This window comes from Streptomyces avermitilis MA-4680 = NBRC 14893 (genome assembly GCF_000009765.2).
GTDB classification, from domain to species: Bacteria; Actinomycetota; Actinomycetes; order Streptomycetales; family Streptomycetaceae; genus Streptomyces; species Streptomyces avermitilis.
Window position 1 is genome coordinate 4,154,856 of the sequence record NC_003155.5, and the last position, 12,752, is coordinate 4,167,607.

The window sequence follows — 12,752 nt, forward strand, 5'->3', positions numbered from 1 at the left end:
CCGCGGCGGCTCGGTCGCCTCAGGCGTCGCCGGCCGTCTTTCGGGTGTGCAGCTGTCGCGCCACCTCGGCGATCGAGCCCGAAAGGGAGGGATACACGGTGAACGCGTTCGCGATCTGCTCGACCGTCAGATTGTTGTCGACCGCGATCGAGATGGGGTGGATCAGTTCCGAGGCGCGCGGCGCGACCACCACACCGCCCACCACGATCCCGGTGCCCGGCCGGCAGAAGATCTTGACGAAGCCGTCCCGGATGCCCTGCATCTTGGCGCGCGGGTTGCGCAGCAGCGGCAGCTTCACGACCCGGGCGTCGATCTTGCCCGCGTCGACGTCGGCCTGGCTGTAGCCGACCGTCGCGATCTCGGGGTCGGTGAAGACGTTCGACGACACGGTCTTCAGGTTCAGCGGGGCCACGGCGTCGCCCAGGAAGTGGTACATGGCGATACGCCCCTGCATCGCCGCCACCGAGGCGAGGGCGAAGACACCGGTCACGTCACCGGCGGCGTACACACCCGGAGCCGTGGTCCTGGACACCTTGTCGGTCCAGATGTGACCCGAGTCGCGGAGCTTGACCCCCGCCTCCTCCAGCCCCATCCCACTGCTGTTGGGTATGGCGCCGACGGCCATCAGACAGTGCGAACCGGAGATGACCCGGCCGTCCGACAGGGTGACCTCGACACGGTCGCCGATGCGCTTGGCGGACTCGGCGCGGGAGCGGGCCATGACGTTCATGCCGCGGCGGCGGAAGACGTCCTCGAGGACGGCGGCGGCGTCGGGGTCCTCGCCGGGCAGCACCCGGTCCCGCGACGACACGAGGGTGACCTTGGACCCGAGCGCCTGATAGGCACCGGCGAACTCGGCACCGGTGACACCGGAACCGACCACGATCAGCTCGTCCGGCAGCTCGTCCAGGTCGTACACCTGGGTCCAGTTCAGGATCCGCTCGCCGTCGGGCTGGGCGTCGGGCAGCTCACGGGGGTGACCGCCGGTCGCGATGAGCACGGCGTCGGCGACGAGGGTCTCCTCGGCGCCGTCCGCGGCCCGCACGACGACCTTGCGCGACCCGTCGATGGACTGCATGCCGTCGAGCCGCCCGCGCCCGCGCATGACCCGGGCCCCGGCACGGGTCACCGACGCCGTGATGTCGTGCGACTGGGCGAGCGCGAGCCGCTTCACACGGCGGTTGACCTTGCCGAGGTCGACGCCGACCACCCGGGCCGCCTGCTCCATGGGCGGGGTGTCGTCGGCGACGATGATCCCCAGCTCCTCGTACGACGAGTCGAAGGTGGTCATCACCTCGGCCGTGGCGATGAGGGTCTTGGACGGCACGCAGTCGGTCAGCACCGACGCACCGCCCAGGCCGTCGCAGTCGACGACGGTCACCTCCGCGCCGAGCTGGGCGGCTACCAGCGCCGCTTCATATCCGCCGGGTCCGCCACCGATGATCACGATCCGAGTCACGTACTCCATTGTCCCGCACGCTTCAAGGTGCTTCTCCCCCGGGTGCCACCGGAGGTACATCTGTTACGCAGGAGGCCGCCGTTTCGCTGCCGTACCCTCGAACCCATGTCGCTCTACGCCGCGTACGCCGGCAATCTCGACCCGCGGCTCATGACGCGCCGCGCCCCGCATTCGCCGCTGCGCGCCACCGGCTGGCTCAACGACTGGCGGCTGACGTTCGGCGGCGAGCACATGGGCTGGGAGGGCGCGCTGGCGACGATCGTCGAGGCCCCGCGCTCCCAGGTCTTCGTGGCGCTGTACGACATCGCCCCGATGGACGAGGACTCCATGGACCGCTGGGAGGGTGTCGGCCTCGACATCTACCGGCGCATGCGCGTACGCGTGCACACCCTGGAGGGCGAGGAGGCCGCGTGGGTGTACGTACTGAACGGCTACGAGGGCGGACTGCCCTCGGCACGCTACCTGGGTGAGCTCGCCGACGCGGCCGAGTCGGCGGGGGCACCGCACGATTACGTGATGGAGCTGCGCAAGAGACCGTGCTGAGCGGGTCCTCCCCGGCGTGGGCCGCCTGCTGATCTTCGTCGTCGAGATCTTCAGCGACACGGACGGCTTCGTCCCCGGCTTCGTTCCCGGCTTCCTTCCCGCCGCCTGACCGCCCTCCCGGACGCCCTGCTCCCCGGGCTTCGTCGGGCTTCGCCGCGCTCCGTGGGACTTCTCGCCGGGCTCCGTCGCGCCTCTCGCCGGGCCCCGTCGGGCTTCTCATCGGAAACGACAAGACAACGATCGCAAACCCGTGACCTCTGTCATCTACGCGCGTAGGCCTGGACCAGCTACGCTCATGCGCGTGAACGCATCTCTTCTTCCGGACGACATCCAGGGCGACCCCCACGCCGCCGCCGACGCCGCCGCCGCGCGCCTGCGCGAGCTCACGGGCGCCGAGACCCACGACGTCGCCCTCGTGATGGGCTCCGGCTGGGCACCGGCCGTGGACGCCCTGGGCGCCCCCGAGGCCGAGTTCCAGGTCACCGAGCTGCCCGGCTTCCCGCCGCCGGCGGTCGAGGGACACGGCGGCAAGGTCCGCTCGTACAAGATCGGCGACAAGCGCGCCCTGGTCTTCCTCGGCCGCACCCACTTCTACGAGGGCCGCGGGGTCGCCGCCGTCGCGCACGGCGTACGGACCGCCGTCGCCGCCGGCTGCAAGACCATCGTGCTCACCAACGGCTGCGGCGGCCTGCGCGAGGGCATGCGACCCGGCCAGCCCGTCCTGATCAGCGACCACATCAACCTGACGGCCACCTCGCCGATCATCGGTGCGAACTTCGTCGACCTCACCGACCTGTACTCGCCGCGGCTGCGCGCGCTGTGCAAGGAGGTCGACCCCTCCCTGGAGGAGGGCGTCTACGCGCAGTTCCCCGGCCCGCACTACGAGACGCCGGCCGAGATCCGCATGGCCCGGGTGATCGGCGCGGACCTGGTGGGCATGTCGACGGTCCTGGAAGCGATCGCCGCACGGGAGGCGGGCGCCGAGGTGCTGGGCCTCTCCCTGGTCACCAACCTCGCCGCCGGCATGACGGGCGAACCCCTCAACCACGAGGAGGTCCTCCAGGCGGGCCGCGACTCGGCCACCCGGATGGGCGCGCTGCTGACCCAGGTGCTGAACCGGCTCTAGCCGCCGTGGGACGCGTGCCGCCGCGGGACGCGTGCCGCCGTATGCGTTTTTCGCCGCGCCCCTGAGGGACGGGACGGGTAGGGGCGGAGGGAGCGAAACGACTCCGCCCCGATCCCTGCCGGAAGAACTCACTGCCGGAAGAACCGGAAGAACTCGCGGCCGGAAGAACTCGCGCAGGAACAAGAGAGAGGTTGACCCGACGTGCACGACGAACTCATCGCACGGGCCAAGGCGTGGCTGGCCGAGGACCCCGACGCGGAGACACGTGAGGAACTCGCCAAGCTCATCGACGCCGAGGACGTCACCGAGCTCGCCGCGCGCTTCAGCGGCACCCTCCAGTTCGGCACCGCCGGGCTCCGCGGTGAGCTCGGCGCCGGTCCCATGCGGATGAACCGCGCCGTCGTGATCCGTGCCGCCGCCGGCCTCGCCGCGTACCTCAAGGCCAAGGGCGAGCAGGGCGGCCTCGTCGTCATCGGCTACGACGCCCGCCACAAGTCCGCCGACTTCGCCCGCGACACCGCCGCGGTCATGACCGGCGCGGGCCTGCGCGCGGCGGTCCTCCCCCGCCCGCTCCCCACGCCGGTCCTCGCGTACGCCATAAGGCACCTGGGCGCCGTGGCCGGCGTGGAGGTCACCGCCAGCCACAACCCGCCGCGCGACAACGGCTACAAGGTCTACCTCGGCGACGGCTCCCAGATCGTCCCCCCGGCGGACGCGGAGATCGCCGCGGAGATCGACGCCGTCCGCGCCCTCGCCGACGTCCCCCGCCCGGACTCCGGCTGGGAGACGCTCGACGACAGCGTCCTGAACGCCTACCTGGCGCGCACCGACGCCGTACTGGCCGAGGGCTCCCCCCGCACCGCCCGCACCGTCTACACGGCGATGCACGGCGTCGGCAAGGACGTCCTCCTCGCCGCCTTCGCCCGGGCCGGCTTCCCGGAGCCCGTCCTCGTCGCCGAACAGGCCGAGCCGGATCCGGACTTCCCGACCGTCGCCTTCCCCAACCCGGAAGAGCCCGGCGCGATGGATCTCGCCTTCGCGAAGGCCCGTGAGACCGACCCCGACCTGATCATCGCCAACGACCCGGACGCGGACCGCTGCGCCGTCGCGGTCAAGGGCGGCACCGACTGGCGCATGCTCCGCGGCGACGAGGTCGGCGCGCTGCTCGCCCAGCACCTGGTCAGCCGGGGCGCGCGCGGGACGTTCGCCGAGTCGATCGTCTCCTCCTCCCTGCTCGGCCGGATCGCCGAGAAGGCGGGCGTGCCGTACGAGGAGACCCTCACCGGCTTCAAGTGGATCGCCCGCGTCGAGGGTCTGCGCTACGGCTACGAGGAGGCGCTCGGCTACTGCGTCGACCCCGAGGGCGTACGCGACAAGGACGGCATCACGGCGGCGCTCCTGATCACGGAGCTCGCCTCCGAGCTCAAGGAGCGGGGCCGCACCCTTGTCGACTTCCTCGACGACATCGCCGTGGAGCACGGCCTGCACGCCACGGACCAGCTCTCGGTCCGGGTGGAGGACCTCTCCGTGATCGCGAACGCGATGCGGCGCCTGCGCGAGCAGCCGCCGACGCGGCTCGCGGGCCTGGCGATCACCCGGTCCGAGGACCTGACCAAGGGCACGGACCGGCTGCCGCCGACGGACGGTCTGCGCTACACGCTGGACGGCGCCCGCGTCATCGTCCGCCCCAGCGGTACGGAGCCGAAGCTGAAGTGCTACCTGGAGGTGGTGGTGCCGGTGGGCACCCGCCAGGACCTCCCCGCGGCCCGCACCAAGGCCACGAACCTCCTGGAGACGATCAAGCGGGACCTCTCCGAGGCAGCGGGCATCTGACCGACACGTCGCGGGCCCACCGACACGGTGAGCCCGCGACGTGTCGCGTCCCACGACGCGGCACGTCCCTCCACGCGGGGCCCGCCCCGCACCCCCCGCAGCCGACCCGCACCACGACTGCCGACCCGCGCCCCCACTACCGGCCCGCACCCCAGCCCAGCCCAGCTCAGCTCAGCTCAGGGCAGCAACACCAGCGCCGCCGCCCACGCCACCCCGATCGCCACGGCCACCGGCCACAGTCCACGGCCTCGCTCCGGCCCGCCGCTCTCGGCGGTCGGCCGCAGGGCGGGGTCCTGCCACATGGCGTTGATCTCGGCGGCGACCCGCTCGTACGGGTGGATGAGCCCGAACTTCCGCTCCAGCCAAGGCCATCGCGGCCCGGACACCGACCACTCCTCGAAGCCGGCCCGATAGCTGTCGGCCCTCAGTTCGGTGCCCTTGCACTCGACGACGCGTATGTGGTCCCAGGCGATGTGCCGGGAGCGGCCCAGCCGGCGGAACCACAGCCCGGCCGCGTCGGCGGTGATCCGCCACGCGAGGTGGCCGGGCAGCAGGCACACCCCGAGAAGACCCAGTCCGGCACCGATGACGTACCGCCAGACCCCGCTCTCACCGGCGAGCGCGTAACAGCCCCACAGCACGACGGCCACGACGGTGATCCGGTCCAGCCACCCCGCGCTCCACCGCCGGGCCGGCCCCCCGCCGTCCCGTACCGCCGCCAGGACCGCCACCGCCCGCCGTTCCTCGTACACGGCCTGCCGCCGGGCCTCCCGCCCGGCCTTCGCCTTCCCGGCGGCGATACGACGCCGCGCCGCCCCCTCCGGCAGCGGACGCACCGGCCCCGTCGACCGCTCCACGAGAGGCGGGTCGCCGGCCTCCTGGGCGGCGCTGACCACGACGACCTCGGCACCGTCGTAGGGCGCTCCGTACAGGACGGCCTCGCGCAGCGGACCGGGCACGTCGGTGTCGAGGCCCTTGAGGAGCGCCGCCAGCTCCTCCTCGTCGACGACGCCGTCCCCGTCGACGTCGTCCTCGTCCTCGTCCTCGTCGTCGTCCATGTCCAGCAAGGAGACGGTGAACAGCGGCCGCAGCGCCCCCACGTCGTCCGCGGCGAAGACCTCCGTGTCGGCCGCCGCGTCGTCGCGCACGAGCACCCGCAGCACCGGTGCGGGCGCCCGGCCCAGGGCGGCCGCGCGCCGTCGGCCGAGTACGCCGGAGGCGAGGGCGGTCACACCGAGACCGGCCACGAAGCAGCCGACCGTGGCGGAGCCCAGCCGGTCGTCACCCGACTGCCAGAGCCCGGAGGTCACGACGAGCACCGCGCCGAGCACGGTGAGCACTCCCCCGAGACCGATGAGGAACGCCCCGCGCTCCAGCCGCCGGTCCGCACCCGGCACCCCGGCCGTCACGCCACCGGCGGCGGCGAGCGCGCGCTCCCGTTGCCGGCCGCGGGCGTGCAGCCGCACCGCGGCGGCCACCCAGGTCGCGATCAGCAGCAGTACGGCGGGCCCGGACCAGACCCAGGGCAGCCCGGGCCGTTGCAACAGCAGCACCACGACCAGGACGGGCGCCGAGACCCGTGCGACCTCGGGCCGCCGCAACAGCCACAGGATCTGGAGCGGGAGCAGCGCGGCCACGAACGGCTTCAGATCCGCGAGGGTGGTCAGCCAGAACGCGCCGATCACGCCGAGGCAGGTCCCCCCGAACACCAGTCGCATACGGAGGTGCGCCAGCGTCCACCCGGGCGGCAGCGCGCCCGCCCAGCGGGCCGCCTGCGCACCGTCCCAGGGACGGCACCCGTCGGGCACGGCGGACTCGGGCAGGCGCAGCACGGGCTGCTGTACAGGGTTGTTCATCGTCTCCCAGACTCACGCACCGCGAGGCTCACAGCCCCGCCCTCCCACGGCTCCCGGCTCCCGGCTCCCGGCTCCCGGCTCCCGGCTCCCGGCTCCCGGCTCCCGGCTCCCGGCTCCCGGCTCCCGGCTCAGGGTCACATCACGCCCAGGGGCTCCCGGCTGAGGACCACCACCGTCGCCCCGCCGACTGCCAGCCCACCGCCGGTCACCCCGTCGCCCCTCACCCCGTCACCCGTCACCCGTCACCCCGTCGCGAGCAGGATCACCAGCACCACGGCACCGGCGATCGCCGGCCCCATCACCTCGTACGCCCAGCGCACGCTCGGCTCTCCCTGCGCGCGCTCCGCCGACTCGTGGGCCTCGGCCAGCTCGCGCAGGTCGTCCATGACCTGGTCGGTCTGGGCGCGCCGGGGCCCGGCGTCCAGGGCCGCCGCCGCGCCGGTGCGGGCCTGCGCCGCGGCGCGGTTCTGCTGCCGGGTCGCCTTCTTGCGGGCGCGCAGCGAGACGGGCACCGCCCACAGCTGGTACTTGGTGCCGGACTTGACGACCACCTCGTTGGAGTAGCCGGAGCGCAGCGAGGCGACGCTGCCCCAGGGCAGCGTGATGACGCGGAAGGGGTTGCGGATGCGCAGCCGGTCCTCGTTCGCGAAGACGGCGGGGCGCAGCGTGAAGGCGACCACCAGCGGAACGAGCAGGATCAGCGTGGCGAGGGCCAGCCAGGGCGTGCGCCCGTGGCCCGAGACCAGCGCGTCGACACCGAGCCAGCCCACGAGGGCGAGCAGCAGCACACCGCCCACGATGCCGGAGGGCGACCGGTAGATCCGGTCCCTGGACTGGGATCCCGAAGGTTCCGAGGAGTCCGGCACGGGTGACTGGTGATCCGGGGTCGTCATGGTCACGATTCTGCCCGACGGGTGCGAGGGTGCCCGTACCTGGTACGCAACCGTGCCCTACACGGTGTGCGACCGTGCTCGCCCGCGGCGCCCCGCACTGTGGCACCCTCGAAGAGTCCCCGGGGGTGTACAGCTGCTACGCGCGTAGATATGCTCGGCTGGTGACCATGCCCACCTCCCCCAAGCTCTCGGCTTCGCTCGACCAGGGCGGTGCCCCCTCCCACGCACTCGGCGACGTGGCCGCGTCCGACAGCACGCTGCGCCGCTTCCTCCACGGGCTGCCCGGCGTCGACACGGTCGGCCTCGAGGCGCGCGCCGCCTCGCTCGGCACCCGTTCCATCAAGACGACCGCGAAGGCGTACGCGATCGACCTCGCCATCTCGATGGTCGACCTGACGACGCTGGAAGGTGCGGACACCCCGGGCAAGGTCCGGGCGCTCGGCGCCAAGGCGGTGCACCCCGACCCGACCGACCGCACGACGCCCAGCACGGCCGCCGTCTGCGTCTATCCCGACATGGTGGCCACCGCCAAGGAAGCCGTCGCCGGCTCCGGCGTGAAGGTCGCCTCCGTCGCCACCGCCTTCCCGGCCGGCCGCGCCGCGCTGGACGTGAAGCTGGCCGACGTGCGCGACGCGATCGCCGCGGGCGCCGACGAGATCGACATGGTCATCGACCGCGGGGCGTTCCTCGCGGGCAAGTACATGAAGGTGTACGACGAGATCACCGCCGTGAAGGAGGCCTGCGGGACCAGCGCCCGCCTCAAGGTCATCTTCGAGACCGGCGAGCTCTCGACGTACGACAACATCCGCCGCGCGAGCTGGCTCGGCATGCTGGCCGGGGCGGACTTCATCAAGACCTCGACCGGCAAGGTGGCGGTGAACGCGACGCCCGCGAACACCCTGCTCATGCTGGAGGCGGTGCGCGACTTCCGTGCCCAGACCGGGATCCAGATCGGCGTGAAGCCGGCCGGTGGCATCCGCACCACCAAGGACGCCGTCAAGTTCCTCGTTCTGGTCAACGAGACGGCGGGCGCGGACTGGCTGGACAACCACTGGTTCCGCTTCGGCGCCTCCTCGCTCCTGAACGACCTGCTGATGCAGCGTCAGAAGCTGGCCACCGGCCGCTACTCCGGCCCCGACTACGTGACGGTGGACTGATCCATCATGGCTTCCGCATTCGAATACGCACCGGCGCCCGAGTCCCGCTCCGTCGTCGACATCGCCCCGTCGTACGGGCTCTTCATCGACGGCGAGTTCACCGAGGCCGCCGACGGCAAGGTCTTCAAGACGGTCAGCCCGAGCACCGAAGAGGTCCTCTCCGAGATCGCCCAGGCGGGCGAGGCGGACGTCGACCGGGCCGTGAAGGCCGCCCGCAAGGCCTTCGAGAAGTGGTCGGCGCTGCCCGGCTCCGAGCGCGCCAAGTACCTGTTCCGTATCGCCCGGATCATCCAGGAGCGCTCCCGCGAGCTCGCCGTCCTGGAGACCCTGGACAACGGAAAGCCCATCAAGGAGACGAGGGACGCCGACCTCCCCCTGGTCGCCGCGCACTTCTTCTACTACGCGGGCTGGGCCGACAAGCTCGACCACGCCGGGTTCGGCGCGAACCCGCGCCCGCTGGGCGTGGCCGGCCAGGTCATCCCCTGGAACTTCCCCCTCCTGATGCTGGCGTGGAAGATCGCCCCGGCGCTCGCGACCGGCAACACGGTCGTCCTGAAGCCCGCCGAGACCACGCCCCTGTCGGCGTTGTTCTTCGCGGACATCTGCCGCCAGGCGGGCCTTCCCAAGGGCGTCGTCAACATCATTCCCGGGTACGGCGACGCGGGCGCCGCCCTCGTCGAGCACCCGGACGTCAACAAGGTCGCCTTCACCGGCTCCACGGCCGTCGGCAAGGCCATCGCGCGCCAGGTCGCGGGCACGGAGAAGAAGGTCACCCTCGAACTGGGCGGCAAGGGCGCCAACATCGTCTTCGACGACGCCCCCATCGACCAGGCCGTCGAGGGCATCGTCACCGGCATCTTCTTCAACCAGGGCCAGGTCTGCTGCGCCGGGTCCCGTCTCCTCGTACAGGAGTCGGTCCAGGACGAGCTGCTCGACTCCCTGAAGCGCCGCCTGTCCACCCTCCGCCTCGGCGACCCGCTGGACAAGAACACGGACATCGGCGCGATCAACTCGGCCGAGCAGCTGTCCCGTATCACCTCACTCGTCGACCAGGGCGAGGCGGAGGGCGCCGAGCGCTGGTCCCCGGCCTGCGAACTCCCGTCGTCCGGCTACTGGTTCGCGCCGACGCTGTTCACCAACGTCACCCAGGCGCACACCATCGCCCGCGACGAGATCTTCGGCCCGGTGCTCTCCGTCCTCAGCTTCCGCACCCCGGACGAGGCCGTCGCCAAGGCCAACAACTCCCAGTACGGCCTCTCGGCGGGCATCTGGACCGAGAAGGGCTCCCGGATCCTGGCCGTCGCGAGCAAGCTCCGCGCGGGCGTCATCTGGGCCAACACGTTCAACAAGTTCGACCCGACCTCGCCGTTCGGCGGTTACAAGGAGTCGGGCTTCGGCCGCGAGGGCGGCCGTCACGGCCTGGAGGCGTACCTCGATGTCTGAGAAGACCGACAAGACCGAGCAGCAGCGACTGAGTGTCTTCAAGACCTACAAGCTGTACGTCGGCGGGAAGTTCCCGCGTTCCGAGAGCGGCCGGGTGTACGAGGTGACGGACTCGAAGGGCAAGTGGCTGGCGAACGCGCCCCTTTCCTCCCGCAAGGACGCCCGTGACGCCGTGGTGGCGGCCCGCAAGGCCTTCGGCGGCTGGTCCGGCGCGACCGCGTACAACCGCGGCCAGATCCTCTACCGCGTCGCCGAGATGCTGGAGGGCCGCAAGGACCAGTTCGTGCGCGAGGTCGCGGACGCCGAGGGGCTGTCGAAGTCCAAGGCCGCCGCTGTCGTCGACGCCGCGATCGACCGCTGGGTCTGGTACGCGGGCTGGACCGACAAGATCGCCCAGGTGGTCGGTGGCGGAAACCCGGTGGCGGGCCCGTTCTTCAACCTGTCCACCCCGGAGCCGACCGGCGTGGTCACCGTCCTGGCCCCCCAGGAGTCGTCGTTCCTGGGCCTGGTCTCGGTGATCGCCCCGGTGATCGCGACCGGCAACACGGTGATCGTGATCGCGAGCGAGAAGTCCCCGCTCCCGGCGCTGTCGCTGGGCGAGGTGCTGGCCACGTCCGACCTGCCGGGCGGCGTCGTCAACGTCCTCTCCGGCAAGACGGCGGAGATCGCCGCCCCCCTCGCCGCCCACCAGGACGTCAACGCGATCGACCTCGCGGGCGCCGACGACGAGCTGGCGAAGGAACTGGAGATCGCGGCCGCGGACAACCTGAAGCGGGTTCTCCGTCCACAGCCTGTGGATTATTCGCGGACCCCGGGTACCGAGCGCCTGACGGCCTTCCTGGAGACGAAGACGGTCTGGCACCCGACGGGGTCACTGGGCGCGTCGGGCTCCTCCTACTGAGGTCTCGGACCTGCCGAGCTCTCAGGTCCTACTGAGCTCTCAGGTCCCACTGAGCTCTCAGGTCCCACTGAGGCCTCGGGCCCAACCGAGGTTTCAGGTTCACGTCCTGCCAAGGTCTCGGGACCCCGATCCGTGTCCCCGGGGTCCCGTGCACACGGAGAGCCGCGCTTCCCCTCCGTCCAGGGGGAGCGCGGCTCTCTCCGTGCGTGGCGTCAGTGCAGCAGCCCCGCCGCCCGACCGAGCACCGGGGTGCTTCCGACGGACGGCGCCTGTGCGAGCGGCCCCGTCAGGGCCTTCGACGAGAGCGGCTTGAAGTCGGCGACCTGGGTGCCGACGCCGTTGTCGAGCGGATCGACGCCCGTGCCCGCGAGCGGGTTGGGCTTGAGCCCCTCGACCGGTCCCGTGACGTACCCGACCGTGCCCGTGAGCGGCCGGAGCCCAGCCTGCGAGTCGATGGCGCCCGTCGATGCGGGCCGGTTGTGCGTCGCGTCGACGGCGGGGGCGGCCTGCGCCGACGCCGTGGCCGCGCCCGCCCCGAGTGCCGCGGTCGCGAGAGCGACCAGGGCACGCCGAGCGGTCGGATTCGGGAGGGAGGCGTGTCGTGCCATGGGCTGATGCCACCTTCTGCTGCGCAAGGTAATCAGGTCGGCACCAAGGGTAGTTGAGATGTGATGTGCGCTCCAACGGCGTCCCGCGGGGTCGGCGCCGCCCGCCTGATGCCTCAGACTGGTGTCTCGTGAGTCTCCATCCCCCGATACCTACCCGCGTCGTGCTGCTCTGCGGCCCTTCCGGCTCGGGCAAGTCCCTCGTCGCCGCCCGCTCCGGCCTGCCCGTGCTGCGGCTCGACGACTTCTACAAAGAGGGCGACGACCCGACGCTGCCGCTGGTGGAGGGGAGTTCGGACATCGACTGGGACCATCCGCTGTCGTGGGACGCGGACACCGCCGTCGCGGCGATCGCCGAGCTGTGCGCGACGAGCCGTACGACCGTGCCGGTGTACGACATCGCGCTGAGCGCCCGCACCGGCGCGGAGACGCTGCACATCGAGCGGACGCCGCTGTTCATCGCGGAGGGCATCTTCGCCGCCGAGATCGTGGACCGCTGCCGCGAGCTGGGCCTTCTCGCCGACGCCCTCTGCCTGACCCGCGGCCCGCTCACCACCTTCCGCCGCCGCTTCCTGCGCGACCTCAAGGAAGGCCGCAAGTCCATCCCCTTCCTCCTGCGCCGCGGCTGGCGCCTGATGCGCGCCGAACGCTCGATCGTCACCCGGCAGACGGCCCTCGGCGCCCACCCCTGCGACCGGGACGAGGCACTGGGCCGCATGGCGGCAGCGGCGGCGGGACGCTGCGCGAAGGCGACGGCCTAGGCCCTGGGGCTGCCGCCGGCAACGGCACGAAAAAGCGGGACTGGATGGACCCCCCGGCCCTCCAGTCCCGCTCTCTTCGTGCTCCCCCGTGCTGGTGTTGCATCCCCCGCGGTCCCCCGTGACCCCGTTGGTCCCCCCGGTACCGCTCCCCCGTACTTCCCCCGTGCTCCCCCCG

At 72.0% G+C, this 12,752-nt stretch carries 11 protein-coding genes; 7 read left to right on the forward strand and 4 right to left on the reverse strand.

Features of this window, described 5'->3' with window-relative positions:
• Nucleotides 1–19: 19 nt before the first annotated feature.
• Entirely contained in the window at nt 20–1,468 is a 1,449-nt protein-coding gene (locus SAVERM_RS17285) for an NAD(P)H-quinone dehydrogenase (RefSeq protein ID WP_037644941.1), read from the reverse strand.
• A 96-nt stretch (nt 1,469–1,564) separates the two neighbouring features.
• On the opposite strand from SAVERM_RS17285, the gene SAVERM_RS17290 reads away from it, so the two are divergent.
• From SAVERM_RS17290 to SAVERM_RS17300, 3 genes are all read left to right on the forward strand, one after another.
• Nucleotides 1,565–2,002 (forward strand): gamma-glutamylcyclotransferase family protein, encoded by a 438-nt coding sequence (locus tag SAVERM_RS17290; RefSeq protein WP_010984771.1) that lies wholly within the window; start codon nt 1,565–1,567, stop codon nt 2,000–2,002.
• 301 nt (nt 2,003–2,303) lie between these two features.
• Entirely contained in the window at nt 2,304–3,128 is an 825-nt protein-coding gene (locus tag SAVERM_RS17295) for a purine-nucleoside phosphorylase (RefSeq protein ID WP_010984772.1), read from the forward strand.
• Between the two features lie 201 nt (nt 3,129–3,329).
• Nucleotides 3,330–4,961, forward strand: coding sequence for a phospho-sugar mutase (locus tag SAVERM_RS17300; protein WP_010984773.1), 1,632 nt, complete (start codon nt 3,330–3,332; stop codon nt 4,959–4,961).
• A 176-nt stretch (nt 4,962–5,137) separates the two neighbouring features.
• Here the strand turns inward: SAVERM_RS17300 and SAVERM_RS17305 are convergent, their stop codons facing one another.
• Both SAVERM_RS17305 and SAVERM_RS17310 read right to left on the reverse strand, forming a co-directional pair.
• Nucleotides 5,138–6,817 (reverse strand): hypothetical protein, encoded by a 1,680-nt coding sequence (locus tag SAVERM_RS17305; RefSeq protein ID WP_010984774.1) that lies wholly within the window; start codon nt 6,815–6,817, stop codon nt 5,138–5,140.
• Nucleotides 6,818–7,059: 242 nt separating this feature from the next.
• Entirely contained in the window at nt 7,060–7,710 is a 651-nt protein-coding gene (locus SAVERM_RS17310; RefSeq protein ID WP_037645227.1) for a PH domain-containing protein, read from the reverse strand.
• A 167-nt stretch (nt 7,711–7,877) separates the two neighbouring features.
• Between SAVERM_RS17310 and deoC the strand changes: the two genes are divergently transcribed.
• The 3 genes from deoC to SAVERM_RS17325 are packed head-to-tail and all read left to right on the forward strand — an operon-like array spanning nt 7,878 to nt 11,211.
• Nucleotides 7,878–8,867, forward strand: a complete 990-nt coding sequence (gene deoC / locus SAVERM_RS17315) for a deoxyribose-phosphate aldolase (protein WP_010984776.1) — start codon at nt 7,878–7,880, stop codon at nt 8,865–8,867.
• A 6-nt stretch (nt 8,868–8,873) separates the two neighbouring features.
• Entirely contained in the window at nt 8,874–10,310 is a 1,437-nt protein-coding gene (locus SAVERM_RS17320) for an aldehyde dehydrogenase family protein (protein ID WP_010984777.1), read from the forward strand.
• Nucleotides 10,303–11,211, forward strand: coding sequence for an aldehyde dehydrogenase family protein (locus SAVERM_RS17325; RefSeq protein WP_010984778.1), 909 nt, complete (start codon nt 10,303–10,305; stop codon nt 11,209–11,211). The genes SAVERM_RS17320 and SAVERM_RS17325 overlap by 8 nt, the downstream gene beginning before the upstream one ends.
• Before the next feature lie 212 nt (nt 11,212–11,423).
• Here the strand turns inward: SAVERM_RS17325 and SAVERM_RS17330 are convergent, their stop codons facing one another.
• The gene (locus SAVERM_RS17330; RefSeq protein ID WP_010984779.1) at nt 11,424–11,819 is read right to left on the reverse strand and encodes a hypothetical protein; all 396 of its coding nucleotides are present in this window, start codon (nt 11,817–11,819) and stop codon (nt 11,424–11,426) included.
• Nucleotides 11,820–11,947: 128 nt separating this feature from the next.
• Between SAVERM_RS17330 and SAVERM_RS17335 the strand changes: the two genes are divergently transcribed.
• Nucleotides 11,948–12,577: a uridine kinase family protein gene (locus SAVERM_RS17335; protein WP_078234422.1), complete on the forward strand. Its 630-nt coding sequence runs from the start codon at nt 11,948–11,950 to the stop codon at nt 12,575–12,577.
• The last annotated feature ends 175 nt before the right edge of the window (nt 12,578–12,752 follow it).

What these genes read in the sequence shown, in the direction of transcription:
- SAVERM_RS17305 (WP_010984774.1), bottom strand. Translation starts at nt 6,817, where the DNA reads ATGAACAACCCTGTACAGCAGCCCGTGCTGCGCCTGCCCGAGTCCGCC.
- SAVERM_RS17310 (WP_037645227.1), bottom strand. Translation starts at nt 7,710, where the DNA reads ATGACGACCCCGGATCACCAGTCACCCGTGCCGGACTCCTCGGAACCT.
- deoC (WP_010984776.1), top strand. Translation starts at nt 7,878, where the DNA reads ATGCCCACCTCCCCCAAGCTCTCGGCTTCGCTCGACCAGGGCGGTGCC.
- SAVERM_RS17320 (WP_010984777.1), top strand. Translation starts at nt 8,874, where the DNA reads ATGGCTTCCGCATTCGAATACGCACCGGCGCCCGAGTCCCGCTCCGTC.
- SAVERM_RS17290 (WP_010984771.1), top strand. Translation starts at nt 1,565, where the DNA reads ATGTCGCTCTACGCCGCGTACGCCGGCAATCTCGACCCGCGGCTCATG.
- SAVERM_RS17330 (WP_010984779.1), bottom strand. Translation starts at nt 11,819, where the DNA reads ATGGCACGACACGCCTCCCTCCCGAATCCGACCGCTCGGCGTGCCCTG.
- SAVERM_RS17325 (WP_010984778.1), top strand. Translation starts at nt 10,303, where the DNA reads ATGTCTGAGAAGACCGACAAGACCGAGCAGCAGCGACTGAGTGTCTTC.
- SAVERM_RS17285 (WP_037644941.1), bottom strand. Translation starts at nt 1,468, where the DNA reads ATGGAGTACGTGACTCGGATCGTGATCATCGGTGGCGGACCCGGCGGA.